General features: G+C 42.9%; 17 protein-coding genes, 1 tRNA gene and 1 pseudogene. 16 read left to right on the forward strand and 3 right to left on the reverse strand.

All coding sequences use genetic code 11. The annotated features are described in order from the left end of the window. Nucleotides 1-7: 7 nt before the first annotated feature. Together LRM49_RS00435 and LRM49_RS00440 are read right to left on the reverse strand one after the other, a co-directional pair. Nucleotides 8-295 (reverse strand): hypothetical protein, encoded by a 288-nt coding sequence (locus LRM49_RS00435; protein ID WP_243777932.1) that lies wholly within the window; start codon nt 293-295, stop codon nt 8-10. Then, a complete protein-coding gene (locus LRM49_RS00440; protein ID WP_243777933.1) occupies nt 289-1,026 on the reverse strand; it encodes a hypothetical protein in 738 nt (245 codons plus the stop codon). Before LRM49_RS00440 ends, LRM49_RS00435 begins: the two co-directional genes overlap by 7 nt. A gap of 141 nt (nt 1,027-1,167) precedes the next feature. On the opposite strand from LRM49_RS00440, the gene LRM49_RS00445 reads away from it, so the two are divergent. After that, on the forward strand, nt 1,168-1,332 hold the full coding sequence (locus tag LRM49_RS00445; protein ID WP_243777934.1) for a hypothetical protein: 165 nt from the start codon (nt 1,168-1,170) through the stop codon (nt 1,330-1,332). A 52-nt stretch (nt 1,333-1,384) separates the two neighbouring features. Here LRM49_RS00445 and LRM49_RS00450 read toward each other — a convergent pair. Continuing rightward, nucleotides 1,385-1,461, reverse strand: a tRNA-Met gene (locus tag LRM49_RS00450). A gap of 74 nt (nt 1,462-1,535) precedes the next feature. Between LRM49_RS00450 and tilS the strand changes: the two genes are divergently transcribed. The 15 genes and pseudogenes from tilS (at nt 1,536) to LRM49_RS00525 (ending at nt 16,376) form a co-directional block, all read left to right on the forward strand. Further along, nucleotides 1,536-2,372, forward strand: coding sequence for a tRNA lysidine(34) synthetase TilS (gene tilS, locus LRM49_RS00455; protein WP_243777935.1), 837 nt, complete (start codon nt 1,536-1,538; stop codon nt 2,370-2,372). Between the two features lie 28 nt (nt 2,373-2,400). Further along, nucleotides 2,401-4,269: an ATP-dependent zinc metalloprotease FtsH gene (gene ftsH / locus LRM49_RS00460; protein WP_129745095.1), complete on the forward strand. Its 1,869-nt coding sequence runs from the start codon at nt 2,401-2,403 to the stop codon at nt 4,267-4,269. A gap of 6 nt (nt 4,270-4,275) precedes the next feature. Next, nucleotides 4,276-5,928 carry a murein biosynthesis integral membrane protein MurJ gene (gene murJ / locus LRM49_RS00465; RefSeq protein ID WP_243777936.1) on the forward strand — a complete coding sequence of 551 codons (1,653 nt, stop codon included), beginning with the start codon at nt 4,276-4,278 and terminating at the stop codon, nt 5,926-5,928. Continuing rightward, the gene (locus tag LRM49_RS00470; RefSeq protein WP_243777937.1) at nt 5,928-6,758 is read left to right on the forward strand and encodes a GTP-binding protein; all 831 of its coding nucleotides are present in this window, start codon (nt 5,928-5,930) and stop codon (nt 6,756-6,758) included. Before murJ ends, LRM49_RS00470 begins: the two co-directional genes overlap by 1 nt. A 184-nt stretch (nt 6,759-6,942) precedes the next feature. Next, nucleotides 6,943-9,453 (forward strand): hypothetical protein, encoded by a 2,511-nt coding sequence (locus LRM49_RS00475; RefSeq protein WP_243777938.1) that lies wholly within the window; start codon nt 6,943-6,945, stop codon nt 9,451-9,453. 42 nt (nt 9,454-9,495) lie between these two features. Continuing rightward, entirely contained in the window at nt 9,496-10,233 is a 738-nt protein-coding gene (locus LRM49_RS00480) for a TRM11 family methyltransferase (RefSeq protein WP_243777939.1), read from the forward strand. A 100-nt stretch (nt 10,234-10,333) separates the two neighbouring features. Next, nucleotides 10,334-10,510, forward strand: a pseudogene (locus tag LRM49_RS00485) (transposase); the annotation flags it as partial. A gap of 46 nt (nt 10,511-10,556) precedes the next feature. Next, nucleotides 10,557-10,820 carry a SemiSWEET family transporter gene (locus LRM49_RS00490; RefSeq protein WP_061582780.1) on the forward strand — a complete coding sequence of 88 codons (264 nt, stop codon included), beginning with the start codon at nt 10,557-10,559 and terminating at the stop codon, nt 10,818-10,820. A gap of 217 nt (nt 10,821-11,037) precedes the next feature. Further along, a complete protein-coding gene (locus tag LRM49_RS00495) occupies nt 11,038-11,352 on the forward strand; it encodes a dUTP diphosphatase (protein WP_129744686.1) in 315 nt (104 codons plus the stop codon). A 91-nt stretch (nt 11,353-11,443) separates the two neighbouring features. Continuing rightward, nucleotides 11,444-11,995: a hypothetical protein gene (locus LRM49_RS00500; protein ID WP_243777940.1), complete on the forward strand. Its 552-nt coding sequence runs from the start codon at nt 11,444-11,446 to the stop codon at nt 11,993-11,995. Nucleotides 11,996-12,345: 350 nt separating this feature from the next. Then, nucleotides 12,346-12,759: an NUDIX hydrolase gene (locus tag LRM49_RS00505; RefSeq protein WP_243777941.1), complete on the forward strand. Its 414-nt coding sequence runs from the start codon at nt 12,346-12,348 to the stop codon at nt 12,757-12,759. 109 nt (nt 12,760-12,868) lie between these two features. Continuing rightward, complete coding sequence (locus tag LRM49_RS00510) at nt 12,869-13,831, forward strand: elongation factor 4 family protein (protein ID WP_243777942.1); 963 nt, start codon at nt 12,869-12,871, stop codon at nt 13,829-13,831. 2 nt (nt 13,832-13,833) lie between these two features. After that, nucleotides 13,834-14,292, forward strand: a complete 459-nt coding sequence (locus tag LRM49_RS00515; RefSeq protein WP_243777943.1) for a 5' nucleotidase, NT5C type — start codon at nt 13,834-13,836, stop codon at nt 14,290-14,292. A gap of 9 nt (nt 14,293-14,301) precedes the next feature. Beyond that, nucleotides 14,302-15,012, forward strand: a complete 711-nt coding sequence (locus LRM49_RS00520; RefSeq protein ID WP_243777944.1) for a guanylate kinase — start codon at nt 14,302-14,304, stop codon at nt 15,010-15,012. Further along, entirely contained in the window at nt 15,009-16,376 is a 1,368-nt protein-coding gene (locus LRM49_RS00525; RefSeq protein ID WP_243777945.1) for an LssY C-terminal domain-containing protein, read from the forward strand. The genes LRM49_RS00520 and LRM49_RS00525 overlap by 4 nt, the downstream gene beginning before the upstream one ends. Nucleotides 16,377-16,392 lie beyond the last annotated feature (16 nt).

Here is a 16,392-nt window from a genome sequence, read left to right on the forward strand (position 1 = left end):
AAATCTCCTAAATTATGGTTTTATAATTTTTATATAAATAGGCTGCGTCAGGATGTAGAGTTTTCATAATATGTTGTGCTTGGCGGCGGATATCGGCAGAGGTTATTTCTGGGTGAGTTTCACACCAATTCATAACGCCCAAAGTGACGGTTTTTGCAATGTCTTGAGCTTGACCTTCTGGCGTACGAACGCTTAGGCAAGTGGCAATTATGGAATTATGGAGCTTGTCTGGACTAAACTCCTCTGGAGGTCGTTTTCCTTGTTTGATGACGTCAATTTGACCTGGCTTTACCATAAATTGCCTCCGTAGCTAATGACGCCAATAACGCGGTCGACAAATAGGAATGCTGCTAAAATTAATAAGCTACCGCCGCTGGCGAATTGCAAAAATCTCTTATGGTCTTCTCGCCAACGCTGTAAATTAGAGATGCTGCGTCCGCTGCCGATCAAGACGATAACGACAAGCAACGGCAGTGCGGACACGATGACGTAGATCGCTATGCTGATGATTTGCAAGAAGGGGTTTGGTAGGGTGATAATGGCCAGACTGGCGGCGATAATTGGCGCGATGATGAATACAATTTCTGCAATAACGCTAATTATTCCCAGAGCAAAGCTTTCTATGGAATTTTTGGTTTTTTTGGTGCGCTTGTTTAAATATTCTGCAAAATTGCGTGGAAGCCATAATGAAGTTCCTGGTTGTCGTCGAAAGTAGAATGCCCAAATTGCGATTCCTAAGCCAAACATCATTCCTGAAGAGACGGCGGCAACGAGTTGTTCTGCGCTGGTGGCGTGGTGGATGAATAGTGATAAGAAATAGGAGATTGAGCTGATAAGTAACAAGGTGATCATTGCGACTCCAAGTACAAAACTATTGCTCATACGAAAAATTTTTCTCTGGGCGGTTTTTTTGCCAATTGAATGTCCGCTAAGTAACGTTAAAACACTAACGCTAAGCTGAAAACTAGCGTGAATAATCGCTGCAAAAATTATGGTGGCCAGTGACGAGATTGTTACGGGGGTCATTTTTGTGTATAAATCCTTCCCTACCAGTGTACCACAAGCGGAATGAAAAGGTAAATAATGACCGAAAAAGGTATTGCTTTTTTGTCAAATTTATGATAGTATAAAGACAGTTAAATAATTAACACAAAAAGGAAAAAAAATATGGAAATCAACACCAGTGAATTAGCTGAATTTTTAGAAGTAACCCGAAAAAAGGATTTAGCAACGTGGGAACGTCAGCGTAATTCATGGGAATTGGATAGTTTTGTGTCGCGACGATTGGCGGCTTTGGATGGCGTTCAATCTGAAGATCTTGAGCTAATTTAATTCAGCACCTATAAAAAATTCCCCGCCGTATTGGCGAGGAAAAGATAATCCCTGGTAGCACCGGGTGGACCCGAACCACCGACCTCAGGCTTATGAGTCCTGCGCTCTAACCAGCTGAGCTACGGTGCCACGCTGCATTGATTGTAACAGATAGTATAAAATTTGCCAAATACGTTTTAGGTAAATTGTGAGATAATGGATATGTGAGATATATTATCGCAGTCAGTGGTGGGATTGATTCGGTAGTTTTGCTGGATTTGATGTCGCGAACGGAAAAAGATTTGGTGGTCGCTCATTTTGACCACGGAATTCGTGAGGATTCGGCGAGCGATGCTAGATTTGTCGAGGCTTTAGCTGATAGATATAAAATACAATTTGTTTGTCGGCGCGAAAAGTTGGGGGCTGATGCCAGTGAAGAATTGGCGCGCCAAAGGCGTTATGAATTTTTGCGTGGCGTGGCGACGGATTTTGATGGTATGATAGTGACGGCGCATCATAGAGATGACATTATTGAAACTGTAGCAATGAATCTTAAGCGTGGTTCTAGGTGGCGAGGTTTGGCGGGGATGAGTGATAGTCAAATAGTTAGACCGATGAATAGCTGGACGAAGCAGAGAATTTATGAATATGCGATTCGCCAGAAATTGGAATGGTGTGAAGATGAGACAAATCAAAGCGACTTGTATCAGAGAAATAAATTTAGGCGCAAGATAAATCGTGAACTTGATGAATATCAGAAACTTGGAGTGTATGAGGCGTGGCGAAAACAGAGAGAATTAAGAGGGAAAATTGAGCAGGAAATAGAGAAGCTTGATGGAGAAGTCCTGAGCCGGTATTTTTTGACGATGATAGATGATAATGTCGCACAAGAATTGCTATATTATTACGTTTTACGACATTATGATGTGTCGTTACTAGGTTCTCAATTGGAGCGTATGCTAATTGCTATAAAAACTGGAAGAGCTGGCTCGTGCTGGCAAGTTGGCGGCGGCATTGTGATGAAATTGACGCTAAGAAGTGTTATAATAAAGAGAGTTTGATTAGTATAGGCGAAAGGATTAGTTGAGAATGGCTGTTAAGATGCCTCAAAGAAATGGAAAGAATAGAATAAGTCAAATTTTACGATTTGGATTGTTTTGGGCAATTATAATTTTTGTAGCGTTGATTTTTTACGCAACACTCTTCCCTGCGTCGAATCTTAAAGATGTTGCATTATCTGATGTAGTGCGTCGAGCAAATGACGGTAAAATTGCTCAATTGGAGATTCAAGGAAACGATATTAAGATTACTCCGAAAGACCAATCAAAACCTACCGAGCATTCAGTCAAGGAATCTAGTAGCATTTATGAGCAGGGCTTGAACAAGGATGCTAAGGTTGAGGTGAAGGTTATTCCACCATCCACAACCGGCGAAACAATGTGGAATCTGGCGGTTATGGTTGTGCCTGTGCTGATTATCGTGGTGTTCTTTATGTTTATGATGCGCCAAGCTCAGGGTCAAAATAATCAAGCTATGGGATTCGGCAAGAGTAAGGCTCGCCTGTATGGACAAGACAAAGAAAAGGTTCTGTTTACAGATATCGCTGGAAATGATAACGCCAAGCAAGATTTGCAGGAAGTTGTTGATTTTCTCAAGCATCCGAAGAAATATAAAGATTTGGGTGCAAAGATTCCAAAAGGCGTATTATTAGTCGGCAATCCGGGCACGGGTAAGACGATGCTAGCCCGAGCTGTTGCTGGCGAGGCTGGTGTGCCATTCTTCTCAATTTCTGGTTCTGAATTTGTGGAAATGTTTGTTGGTGTTGGTGCTAGCCGAGTGCGAGACCTATTTTCTAAGGCTAAGAAAAATGCCCCGTGTATTATCTTTATCGATGAGATTGATGCTGTAGGTCGTAAGCGTGGCTCTGGTATGGGTGGCGGTCATGACGAGCGTGAGCAAACTCTGAATCAGATTTTGGTGGAGATGGATGGTTTTGATGGCGAGACTAATGTTATTGTTTTGGCGGCAACCAACCGCGCGGACGTTTTGGATCCAGCTTTGCTTCGACCTGGACGATTTGACCGGCGTGTAAATATTACGCTTCCAGAACGCAAAGATCGTGAGGCAATTCTGAAGGTTCACTTTAAGAAAAAACCAACTGATGAAACTGTTGATCTTGATAAATTGGCGGCAAAAACCGCCGGCTCATCTGGTGCGGATTTGGCGAATATGGCTAATGAAGCTGCAATTATTGCCGCTCGTCGCAACAAGAAGAAGATCTCAAATGACGAATTAACTGAGGCGTTTGAGCGTGTGGCAATTGGTCCAGAGCGTAAGACCAAGATAATGAACGATCACGAGAAAGAATTGACTGCTTATCACGAAGCTGGCCACGCAATTGTTGGTCACGTCTTGCCTGATTCCGACCCAGTCCACAAGGTTACAATTATTCCGCGCGGCGGTACCGGTGGAGTGACATGGTTCTTGCCGCCAGAAGATAAGAGTTACACAAATGTTTACGAGTTCAAGGATATTTTGGCTCGGGCAATGGGTGGACGAATCGCTGAGCAATTGATTTATGGCGATGACGGAATCACTACTGGAGCTGGTTCGGATTTACGAAAAGCGACTGAAATTGCCCGTGATATGGTGATTGAGCAAGGAATGGGCAAGGGCTTACGCGATCAAGTATTCCATGAAGATAACGGCGGCTTGATGTTCGATAAAATGACCAGAGAGCGTCCGTATTCTGATGAAACTGCGAAGATGATTGATGAGGAAGTTGCACAATTGATTACCGAAGCTAAACATCGTGCAATGCTGGTATTGAAAGAGAATCGTTCGTTCCTCGATAAGTTGGCTGAGGCCTTACTGAAGGAAGAAACTCTGGAAGAATCTGAGGTTGACGAGATTCTTAAAGGCACTAAGTTACCAAAAGAAGCTAAACTGCATTCGTAAAATAATATGGGGCGCGTTCGTAGTACAGTTACGAAAATAAATCAGCGGCTTAATGTGAAATTGGCTGCTACTATCCTGGCGGGCTCGACGTTGTTGTCGAGCTTGTTGGGGTTTTTCCGTGATCGTTTACTCAACTCCGCCTATATGCCAAGCGAAAATGGAGCGCTGGCGGGATACCCCGTTGGACTAGACGCTTATACGGCAGCTTTTATGGTGCCAGATTTTATGTTTGCAGTGCTGGTTTCTGGTGCGCTTAGTGTGACGTTCATTCCAGTTTTTAATGAGCGCTGGGTCAAGGGTAATAAGCAGTCGGCTTGGCAAATTAGCTCGAGCATGATTAATTTTATGGCGCTAATAACCATGGCGGCGTCGGTGTTGATTATTATTTTCGCTGATCCGTTGATGAAGTATTTAATCGCGCCTGGTCTGAGTGAATCTGGTCATGCTTTGGCGGTTAGTATGATGCAGGTGATCGCGGTTAATCCGTTTATCTTTGCGGTTGCGGCGGTGATTGCTAGTATTCAGCAAGCGGTCGGGCGATTTATGTTCTGTGCGCTGGCTCCAATGCTATATAACGTCGGTATTATTATCGGTACAGTGTGGTTTACCGGCGGCGTCAATTTATTCGGCTGGCAGATTTTTGACGGTGGCATTATGGGCGTGGCATTGGGTGTGGTTTTGGGATCATTTTTACAATTGATCGTCAGTGCGGTTGGCTTGGCTGGACTTGGGTTTGATTACAATTTCAAAATTTACTGGCGAAATAAGGGATTTAGGAAAGTTTTATCTTTATTGCCTGCGCGTTCTGTTGATCAAGGAATGGATTATGTGGTTAGCTTGGTCGAGGTCAATTTGGCTTCGCGCTTGGCTGATGGAACGGTTAGGGCGTACCAACAGGCTTTGACTCTTCATATGATGCCGATCAATCTTATTGGCGTGGCGATTTCAAATGCCGCCTTTCCGCAATTAACTGAGCATTTGGGCGAAGGTCGAAATGACCTATTTCAAAAAGACCTGCGTTCTCTGCTGAGAATTATTTTTTGGATGGCGCTTCCGGTGTCGGTGGTGATTTTCTTTACCAGGGGATACGTCGTGCATTTTATCCGCAATGGTGGCAATCAACTAATCGCGGGAATTTTGGGCTGTCTGGTCGTGGCGATTTTATTCCGAACTATTTACCATATGGCCGCGCGAGCATTTTACGCCCGCCAAGATACAAAAACTCCGCTATATATTTCAATTTTCTCGATTACTTTGAATATTATTTTAGCAATTGTTCTATCGATGGTCTTGAAAATGGGCGCGTATGGATTGGCTTGGGCTCAATCGACAGTAGCGGTTTTGGAAGTGGTTGTGCTTTTGGCGGTTATGAATCGTCAAATGCCAAAATTATTTGACATGACGTTTGTGCGAGCGATTTTTAAGATGATAATTGCTGGTACTGTTACGGGTGTGGTTTGTTATGTTGCCGTGCTAATTATGCCGTTTCGTTATCATGACGACAGTTTCTTTAGCGCTTTCCCGAAATTTGTTATCATTTCATTGGTCAGTTTTGGCACGTATGCCGCGACTTCAAAGTGGCTAAAATTGCCAGAAATTGACCCGATTCTTGCACGATTGAAAAAAGTGTTATTTGGACGATTGGAGTTTAAGGGCTAATGGAAAATATTCGGAATTTTTGTATTATTGCTCATATTGATCACGGCAAGTCTACGCTGGCCGATCGAATGATGGAAATGACTGGGACGGTAGAAAAGCGCGAGATGAAATCGCAGTTACTGGATTCGATGGATTTGGAGCGGGAAAAAGGCATCACTATTAAGTTGGCGCCAGTGCGAATGCGATATAAAAATGTCGATCTGAATTTGATTGATACTCCGGGGCATGTCGACTTTAGTTATGAAGTTTCGCGTAGCTTGCAGGCTTGCGAGGGCGCGATATTAGTGGTTGATGCCAGCCAGGGAATTCAGGCGCAAACATTGTCGAATGTTTACTTGGCGATGGAGCAGGATTTGACAATTATTCCGGTCCTGAATAAGGTTGATCTTCCGGCCGCCGACATACCGCGCGTATCCAGGCAAGTTATTAATTTGTTGGGCTGCGACGAGCGCGAGATTATTCATATTTCTGCTAAAACTGGTCAAAATGTAGACAAGGTTTTGGATGCGGTTGTTGATAAAATTCCAGCGCCAACTGGTGAGGTTGATGATCCGACTCGGGCGTTGATTTTTGATAGCTATTATGACGATTATCGTGGCGTGATTTTATACGTGCGGGTGGTTGATGGGCGAATTAAAAAGGGCGAATCTATCCGAATGATGGCGACTGGCGCAAATGGACTAGCTCTGGAAGTTGGTCATCTTAACCCAGCCATGCAACCCGACCCTTCGCTTGAAACTGGCGAAATTGGCTATATTGTAACAAACCTGAAAACGACACGCGAGGCGCGGGTGGGTGATACGGTAACGTTGAAGAAGTATATAGAATAAAACATAGAAGATTGTATACAACTTGTCCAACAGAACTGGAAAATGCCGTGTATCAAACCCGTAAAGAGAGGGCCATCATCCTTAGGGATAAGACTAAAGAGGTCTAGGACGATAGAATTGGGCGTAGGTAGTTATTTACCATTATAATATTGACGATTAGAAAAAAATATGCTATTATTAAATTATGAGTAATGGTCACGCCGAAGCAGAGTGGTCATATGGTAGTATTTGTGATCCACTTCCCGATTCAAACGAGGGCACTGTTCTTGATCCAGATTTAGAAAGCATACTCTGCCAGGAGATGTTTCTAACCTCTACTGATGGTGAAAAGATGGGGCAAGTTGCAGGAAGACTGCGAGAAGAGAAACCTGGCAAGTTTGACATAGCCGAACAAATGGCTGAAGCTCTCCGCGTGTCTTTGGATAATTACGAAGACCCGAAGGAAGGTTGGAGATTGCAAGAACGAAGCCAGAGAATATTTGGGGTTTTTGATACTATGGCGAACTTGGCTACTCCTGAGGAGATGGAACGGTTCTTAAACAGCGATACGGCTGCAAGGTTAACGAAGGAGTGGGGTGATGACAAGCTAAATACATTGCTGAAGAGGTGTGGGAGTTTAGGCAATTCGTATCGTCAGGAAAAGAATCCGGGCGATTCAGATAAGCTGAAGCTATTGACCCAGTATGTTCTGGGCCAGGTAATTGAGGAGGGGAAAGAGGTGCCTTTGGATCCGCACCGGGAAGAAACTACGAAGAAGCCTGAAAGCGATCATGCGCCTTTTATCCCTTCGCAAATACGAGCAGATTCTTTTATCGGTAAAAAACCAGCTAAATCGTCTGCTTTGGATGCTGTAGAGATTGATGGGAATACGGATGCATGTTATTCGTATGCTATGGGAATAACAGCGGCTAAAGAAAGAATTGCTAATAATCCGCCTGATTCGGAAAAGTTGTTGCAATTAGCCAACTCGTCACCTGGCTGGCGCAGAAGATTTCGCGTTTCTGATTATGCTTATAATGAACAAGAAAGAATGGCTAGGGTATTTCAAGCTGTACAGACTGGGCGCTTGGAGCGGGTGAAGAAAGCGCTGATAGTTGGCAAATATCCTACTTGGTTTTCTTCTTATGTTATAAGCGCCTATACAAAGTTGGGCGAGTTTGATCCGCAGGCTGAGAGGTTTAATGCGCGCGAGCCTGGAAGTATAACGCTGCTGCCAGAAGTTAATACCGAGGCGCTCTATGAGGCGTATAAGGAGACGGCGAGATATTACGAATCTGGCAAATTAGAATCTGCTGATTTTAGCGAATTATATGGTAAAGAAATTGCGGCTGCGACGAGTCTAGGATTGGAACAGCGTCGGGAAACTCAGTCAGGAGAGTGGCATGTGATATATGTCCGCCGTAAAAACTACTCAAGTGCCCCTAAGGATAATTCTTCTGATCAGATACAAGCTTTGCTTGCTGGACAATGCACTGATTGGTTCCCTGGCGATACTAAATCAATAAAGGATTATTTGTTTGACAACAAAGAAATTGACGTTGTTCGCGTACTTACTACTGGTGAAAATAATATTCCTCGTATTATGATATGCACCAATATGTGGGGTAGTATACAAATGATTTTGGGTATTGGCGAAAATGGTCAAGTCGAGCTAGAGATGATGGGTGAGTTGCGCGAAGCAGTGGGTGGACTGCTGGGCGGACGAGATAAAATAGAAACGATGGATAAAATAAAAGAGATTGACGAGATTCGTGCCAAGCAACAGAAAAACGAAGAGTTGTCTGCTAAGGATATTGCAAGATTATGGTTTGAGTTTGATCCTCACTCTGGCGAAAATTATTTTTGGCAGAGTGGCGGTGTAGCTAAGCTTCAGGCTGCCAGGAGCGAGCGTAATTTTATAGAGGATGTAAAAACTATTGTTGGAAGCAGAATATTGCCAATTAACTGGCTGGCTGAGATGGTTTTAAGTCAATATATTGAGCACGCGGAAGAGCTTAAAGTATTTTTCTATGATAGAGGTGTATTCTTTACAGAAGATAAGCGTTATGAAAAACGTTACGGCAGTGATCCGCTCGATAGTTACTACCGTAATCGCCTTGGGTATGGTGCCAACAGTAGTTGTACGGATATTGTTAATCGGTTGATAGAGGATGGCCGGGAGATTGATCTTTGCTTGCGCCCTGGGCTTTTTGCGGAAGGCTTGATAAAAGAGATGGGCGGCAAGTTTGACCCGCGTCTGGGTGTTCGTGTTGCTAATGAGAGTTTGAATACGGAAGAATTAACCTGGGAAGTCGAAATTGATTTTACTGAGTTGGCAAAAGAAGCGAAGGAAAAAGGTTGTTTGCCGGGCTTTATCGGATTTATCGCCATAGTGAAGCCTCCGCTGGGTAGTTTTGATATAAATAACTTTGCAGATAGTTTGTTGGCCACAGAAGATCCTAAGGTTATACGACAGTTGGTTAACCTCTTCGACCACCTAAGGGCTGTTGGCTTGAGTGATAGTCTTCATGGATTTGCTGTGTGGCGACTGTGCGAACTGTGTGATAGAGTTAAGGGTCGCGAAGATAAGCTGCTGGCAAGTCGACTGTCGATGTTGTTTGATGATGATTTTTGGGCCGATATGCCAGGTAATCTGGCTGAATGTGTAAGGGCTATGCGAGCGGGAATTGTTCCGTATGAGCATCAGCGGGTATAGCTCGCTATATTTCTTAGAGATAGCTGGTTATAATTGACATATATGCGTAACATCGATATCAATAAGCTCTTTATAAAGAATTTATGGAGTGTTGTGTTATGGAAAAAAGAAAGATTCTGGTTTGGGGCAAACTATAAAAGATACAGCAGATTTTTTATTGATCATGGTGGCAATTTATCTGTAGACAATAGGTCTCAGCGATGGACTCCAGAACACTATAAAATAGCCGAAGCTTGGCCTATATTTAGTACTTTGCTAAAAGATAAAACTATCCTTGATCCTTTTGCTGGCGCAGGAACGTTGGTTAATTTACTAGCTTCACGAGAGATCCCTAAAGAGGTGTATATGACTGACTTGTCTTATGAAGACGGCAGAGAGCTAGAGAGGTTGGGCAAGTTTTATGCTCCTAAATTAAATCGCAAAATGTGGGAATTGTTGTTTGACGATTTACCATCTTGGTATAAGCCTAATCGCTCTATTATTAAAGAACCCATAGCTAGTGACGTACGAATACTACCGTTTGAAGATAAGACTATAGATTATATTGTTACTGATCCTCCGTATGGTAAAAATTGTTCTGGCGGGTGCGATTTGTTGGTAGATTCAATAAATAAAATGAGACGGGTTACTCGGGAGGGTAGTATATTGCTAATTCCAACAGATTGGGTAGATAAATTGCAGACTGCGGGTATAGAAGTCAAGCAGTTAACCCTGGATGTTTCACGGGGGTTGTCCAGTTTAGCGACTTGCTATGTTTATATTCCATCAAGTGTAAATTAATTAAGATTAAAGAAGGAGAAATCGTGAATCCACAAACAATCAGCTTAACTGAATTTTTTTGGCGTTGGTTCGTAGTATTGACGCGTATGATTGCTGAAATCAGTTTCCTTACCAGATTTGGCATAGCATTTATTCGACAAAACTCATTAAGTCTCTTAATAAAGAAATCAAACGTCAAACGAAATAGAAGGTTCTTTTTCCTAACGAGGAGGCTCTGGAACGTTACTTAGTTACTTTGTTTGAAGACTCTACTAGAGTGTTTACACAAAATTATTGACAGCATCTTTTCCTTTATAATATAATAAAACCTCATGAGGTATTATATGTCTAAACAAAAAATTAATCGCTTTGTCGGATCTATTGGAGCTTTTATTGGGATCCTTGTCTTTATTGCATATATTCCACAAATTATCGCTAACCTACAAGGAGAAAAAGCTCAACCATTCCAACCACTATTCGCAGCAGTTTCTTGTTTAATTTGGGTAATCTATGGTTGGACAAAAGAACCTAAAAAAGACTGGATCCTCATCATTCCCAATGCAGCGGGAGTGATATTAGGCGGTTTAACTTTTATTACTTCTTTATAAAAGTTATATAAACAAAACCAGCAACTTCATAAAAAAGTTGCTGGTAGAGATTTTGGACTATCACAGGAAAAAATATTTAACCAAAGTGATATATTGTTTGATAAATCAGAGTATAATAGTAATTAAAAATAGGATTGGATAGCGAGCAGATTCTTGCTTCCTGCTATGTTTATATTCCATCAAGTGTAAATTAATTAAGATTAAAGAAGGAAAAATCATGAATCCACAAACAATCAGCTTAACTGAATTACAAAAACACCTCGATCAAACATGTAAAGAGAAGGGGTGGGATAAAAATTCTGTCACTGAAGTGTTCTTATTGTTTACTGAGGAAGTTGGCGAGCTGGCAAAAGCAGTTCGCAAAGAGACAGGATTTAAGGGTGAGAAAAAACCTGACAATCATGACAATCTGCGCGAGGAGTTTGCGGACGTGCTGAACTATTTGATGGAATTGGCAAATCGGTTTGACGTCAATTTGGCGGAAGTATATTTTGAGAAGCACAAAATCAACCAGACACGGCAGTGGAAATAGTATATACTAGTATTGAAAAGTGCAGATTAGATAAGATAATAAAATGCGCGGGTTGGTGATACAGTAACACTGGGGAGATATTTTAATTAAGATGAGCGATTTGCCACCAATTAGATTTGCCAATGGAGCTTGCCTTGTTGCAAACGAAGTGACGGCTCCTTCTGGAGTGAAGAGAATAGTTTTTGGAGATGATCCAGAAAAACCCATAGCTCGTCTTGGCTATAGAGAAGTTGGTAGAAAGGCTTGTTTTGCGGGTATGCTGTTTAAGAATGCTCCAGACGAATATAAGGCGGGTACGTCAATATTGTCATACTTTTTTGAAACAGCAATTCCTGAATTGGGACTTCACCCGGGAGAAACTTCAAAAATACATAAACCTGTTATTGCTTTACTTCTGGCTAGATATGGGTTGGAAGCCGACACAACTTCGGAATATTGGTCTCGTGCTGGACTATTGGTGCAACGAGTAGGAATATCAAGGAAACACCCTCAGCTACATTTCTGTGAAGGAAACGAAGAAGAATTCGAGGGTGAGCAATATCAAAGATTTTATGATATTGTGCCAAATAGAGAATTGCCGTTCTTGTATCCTTTAAAATCTCCTTCAAAGCAGGTTGATATGCATACTTCGTATATTCCATAGTCATAAAACCTTGCCAATACAACGGCAATGAGCGTTTGATGTAGCTGTCTAGCTGTAAAGAATGGTATAATTGCTAGTGAATGTCTAAGGTAACTGAAAAGTTGAGCCTGAGCGATTCGGCGTTACAGTTCGAGTCAGAAAATTCGTCGATTTTGGGCTATGGTGGGTAAAAATATAAAAGCCTTGATTGAACTATGACCTCAAAAGAAAATATCCTTAGTAAATGGCGCACTATATCGTCGCGCACTGTATTCGAATATTCTCGATTAACTGTAGTGGAAGACATGGTGAAATTGCCTAATGGTAATATAATTAGCTATATCCACTACCCTTATTGTGGGCATGGCGGTGTGATTGTAGTATGTCGCCGCGGTGACACCATTCTTGTACAGCAAGAATATTCATACCCAGTGGATGAGGTGTTGTATCAGCTACCGGGTGGCAAAATTGAGGCGGGCGAGGACGCTTGTGTAGCTGCGCGGCGAGAGTTGGCTGAGGAGTCTGGTGTCGCTATGAATAATTTGCGAGAATGTGGATGGTTCTATCCTGACAACCGTCGTACTAACGCTAAGTTATATGTGGTCTACGGGGAATACGCCAGAGCGGATTATCAGCATCAGCCGGACGACGCAGAGCAGATTATTTCGCAGTGGTTGCCGATCGCTGACGTGCAGAGTATGATTGACGCAGGCAAGATTACTAATTATGCTATGCTGGCGGCATGGGCAATAGTGGATCGTCAGTTGTTTTCGCGAAAAAAATAGAGCTAGACGTTAGCGAAAAAAGTATATCCTACAATTAGCAAAAGACGAAACTGCATACCGGAAGACGATCTTTCTCCATAATAAAAATGGTATAATATCTACCGAGGATATGATCAAAGAAATTACTGTCCAACCACTTCCAGGTTATAAAGAAGTTAAGCCGTTTGTTTATGCGGGTTTTTTCCCGGTGTCCAATGAAGACTACAATGACCTGAAAGAGGCAATTGAAAAGTTGAGCCTGAGCGATTCAGCGCTGCAATTCGAGCCGGAGAATTCGCCGGTTCTGGGCTATGGCGTGCGAATCGGTTTTTTGGGATTGCTACATATGGACATTGTTCGCGAGCGATTGGAGCGTGAATATAATTTAGATTTAATTGTGACCAATCCAAGTACTGATTATCAAGTTAGTTTGACAAATGGCGAGGAGCTGGATATTAAATCCGCCAGCGAATTGCCCGACCCAGCGCAAATAAAAGAGATTCGCGAGCCGTGGATTGACGGTGAAATTGTCGTGCCGCAGGATTATATTGGTGCGGTGATTCAGTTGATCGTGAGCAAGCGTGGTCGCCAGAAAAACCTGAGTTATATTGACGAGCGGGCGCTGATTTCATTTGCGGCGCCACTTGCGAATTTGTTGACGGATTTTTATGACCAATTGAAATCTATCACCAGCGGCTACGGTTCGTTTAATTATGAGTTGGCGGATTATCAAGTGGAAGATTTGGTGCGCGTCGATTTTTATGTGGCAGGCGAAATGGTTGATTCGTTGAGCGTAATGTGTCATCGGTCGGAATCGCAACATTTGGGGCGTGAGATTGTTAAGAAATTGAAGGAAGTTGTGCCGCGTCAGAGTTTTGAGGTTTCGTTGCAAGCGGCAATTGGCGGTAAATTTATTGCCAGGGAAAACATCGGCGCTTATCGAAAAGATGTTACGGGCTATCTTTACGGCGGCGATGTCAGTCGTAAAAAGAAGCTTCTCGCCAAGCAAGCGCGCGGTAAAAAACGAATGAAACGCTTCGGTAAAGTCGACATACCGAGCGAAGCATTTATGGTGATGTTGAAAAGGGATTAGTTATGAAAAAACCTATTGTTTATATTGATATGGATGGCGTTTTGGCGGATTTCAAATCTGCTTTAACGAAGATATCGCCTGAGTTGATTGATAAGTTTGCTGATCAGCATGATAATATTCCAGGAATTTTTTCTTTGATGGATCCAGTGCCTGGAGCTATCGAAGCGGTTTACGCCCTGAAAGACAAATACGATTTATATATTTTATCTTCTTCTCCATGGGAAAATCCGACGGCTTTGGGCGATAAATTGGCGTGGGTGAAAAAGTATTTTGGCGGCGAAGGTTCGGATAACGTTTTCTTCCGTAAGGTTATTTTTTCGTCAGCAAAGAATTTGAGTCGAGGCGATATTTTGATTGACGATCGGACGGCGAATGGTGCGGGCGAGTTTTCTGGTCGGCTTATTCGTTTTGGAAGTTCTGAATTTCCCAATTGGCAATCTGTGCTTGATGAGTTATTATAGGTAAATATTATGCCAAATATTGAAGATCTTATTACAAATTATCAGCCAACTGAATCAACAATTGAGTTGGTTAAAAGTACGAAAATTGCGCTGCTCGCGGGAATTTCTGGTGCGGGCAAAGACACGATAAAAAAACAATTACTGAAGTCCCCAGAGTTTCGCGATATTGTTTCTCACACTACGCGCGCGCCACGCACAAATAACGGATGTGCCGAGCAAGATGGAATTGATTATCATTTTATTGATTCGCAAACTGCCGAAAATATGCTACAAAATAATGAATTCATTGAGGCAAAGTTTGTTCACGGTACGGTTTATGGGACGTCGGTGGCTGAGCTGAAATTAGCGCATGATCAGAACCGCGTGGCAATCACTGACATTGACGTTCAGGGCGTGGAGGAATATGAGCGACTGGCGCCAGATAGCATTGCGATTTTTATTGTGCCGCCAAATAGCCAAACTTGGATTGAGCGATTAAAAAAGCGTTACGCAACCGAAGAAGATTTTCAAGCGGAGTGGCCGAAGCGTCATGCCTCGGCGATAAAAGAGTTGGCTTATGCGCTTGAAGTTCCGTATTATCACGTGATTATTAATGACGATTTGGAGCGAGCAATTCGAGTGACTGAGGAAATTATTTTGCGCGGCGACGTGTTTAAGCGTCAGGATGATGAGGCGCGTTTGGTAGCTCGAAATCTCCTCAATGATATAATTAATCTATGAGTTCAGTAAAAACTCCAAAAAAAATAGCAGCCAGGCAAGATCGTTCCTCGAAGACCTTGACTACATTGTTAGACCAATCCTTCTTTATCTTTGCAGGTTTGGCGTCGTTTTGGTTGGCGTGGTTGGTGCTTAGAGAAGGTTGGGCGACGGGCGGCTGGTGGCTGGTTGGCTTGTTCTTTGTTGTGTGGATAATTGTGGCATATTTGGCGTTGCCTAGACTTCATCGAATTTTGAGCAATATGTACGTGCCGAACTATTTTATCGGCAGGACGCGAACGGCGGACGGAGTATTAAGCGACCCCGTCAATTTGAGTGTGCGCGGCTCGGAAGAAAAGCTCCATAAGGCAATGACTGAGGCTGGCTGGGTTCTGGCAGATGACATAACTCCAAGGTCGGCTTGGAAAATGGTGCTTACGGTGCTGAGCGGTCGTAGTTATCCAAATGCACCGGTGTCGCCAGCATTTTTATTTGGCAGACGGCAGGACTTTGCTTATCAGCAGGAAGTTGACGGCAATCCAAGGCGTCGTCATCATGTTAGGTTTTGGCGATGTCCAACTGGCTGGCTTCTTCCTGGCGGTCATCGAGTTGATTGGTTGGCGGCTGGTACATACGATAAGAGTGTTGGCTTTTCTTTGTTCACTTTTCAGTTCACGCATAAAATTGACGAGAATATTGATATTGAACGAGATTATATTATTGAGTCGGTTAAAAGTAACAATAAAAATGTTAGAGTGACGATATTAAAGGATTTTTCAACGGGTTATCATTCGCGCAATGGTCTTGGAGATTCCATTCGCACTGATGGCGATTTACCGATTTTGGAAGTCAGTTGGATAAAGACTGAAGATAATGTCGCGACTTCAACGCGACTAGGGGTGATTATGGACGGCACAATTTATGATCGTCATCCGCGAAATCACGAAACTTTATTGGAAGAGCTTTGGGGCCGCCGACCACCGCAGATTTTAATTGGTGGCGGACTAATGATTCTGGCGTCGTTGTTCACAATTGGGCAAATGTTGGTTGACTTTTCTAGCTGGCCGACGACTTTGGTTCAGGTTGCAAATATTGATGGAATTGATATAAATGCCGCGAATACCATGCTGTCAATGATGGCTGGTTTTAATGTACTGTTGGTCGTGGCGGAAATCGTGCTGGTTGGGCTGTTACTTCGAGGAAGTAGCCGAGCGCGAATCTCACTGCTTTCTGTGGCGACACTAGCCATTGTTACCGAATCTTTATCCGTGACAATTGGGCGAATTAATGCGTCGATTATGCTGCTTTTGATCTCAATTGGTGTGCATATTATGATCATGATGTTGTTCTCTTCGGATGCGGCACGCTACTTTACGGAAAGACGATAAGGCTTGGCACTCTGCT

The organism is Candidatus Nanosynbacter sp. HMT-352 (genome assembly GCF_022819365.1).
In the GTDB taxonomy this organism is placed as follows: domain Bacteria; phylum Patescibacteriota; class Saccharimonadia; order Saccharimonadales; family Saccharimonadaceae; genus Nanosynbacter.

Bases quoted from the DNA above. Each gene is read 5' to 3' on its own strand.
- LRM49_RS00435 (WP_243777932.1), bottom strand. From the start codon at position 295: ATGGTAAAGCCAGGTCAAATTGACGTCATCAAACAAGGAAAACGACCT.
- LRM49_RS00440 (WP_243777933.1), bottom strand. From the start codon at position 1,026: ATGACCCCCGTAACAATCTCGTCACTGGCCACCATAATTTTTGCAGCG.
- LRM49_RS00445 (WP_243777934.1), top strand. From the start codon at position 1,168: ATGGAAATCAACACCAGTGAATTAGCTGAATTTTTAGAAGTAACCCGA.
- ftsH (WP_129745095.1), top strand. From the start codon at position 2,401: ATGGCTGTTAAGATGCCTCAAAGAAATGGAAAGAATAGAATAAGTCAA.
- murJ (WP_243777936.1), top strand. From the start codon at position 4,276: ATGGGGCGCGTTCGTAGTACAGTTACGAAAATAAATCAGCGGCTTAAT.
- LRM49_RS00470 (WP_243777937.1), top strand. From the start codon at position 5,928: ATGGAAAATATTCGGAATTTTTGTATTATTGCTCATATTGATCACGGC.
- LRM49_RS00475 (WP_243777938.1), top strand. From the start codon at position 6,943: ATGAGTAATGGTCACGCCGAAGCAGAGTGGTCATATGGTAGTATTTGT.
- LRM49_RS00480 (WP_243777939.1), top strand. From the start codon at position 9,496: ATGCGTAACATCGATATCAATAAGCTCTTTATAAAGAATTTATGGAGT.
- LRM49_RS00490 (WP_061582780.1), top strand. From the start codon at position 10,557: ATGTCTAAACAAAAAATTAATCGCTTTGTCGGATCTATTGGAGCTTTT.
- LRM49_RS00495 (WP_129744686.1), top strand. From the start codon at position 11,038: ATGAATCCACAAACAATCAGCTTAACTGAATTACAAAAACACCTCGAT.
- LRM49_RS00500 (WP_243777940.1), top strand. From the start codon at position 11,444: ATGAGCGATTTGCCACCAATTAGATTTGCCAATGGAGCTTGCCTTGTT.
- LRM49_RS00510 (WP_243777942.1), top strand. From the start codon at position 12,869: ATGATCAAAGAAATTACTGTCCAACCACTTCCAGGTTATAAAGAAGTT.
- LRM49_RS00515 (WP_243777943.1), top strand. From the start codon at position 13,834: ATGAAAAAACCTATTGTTTATATTGATATGGATGGCGTTTTGGCGGAT.
- LRM49_RS00520 (WP_243777944.1), top strand. From the start codon at position 14,302: ATGCCAAATATTGAAGATCTTATTACAAATTATCAGCCAACTGAATCA.
- LRM49_RS00525 (WP_243777945.1), top strand. From the start codon at position 15,009: ATGAGTTCAGTAAAAACTCCAAAAAAAATAGCAGCCAGGCAAGATCGT.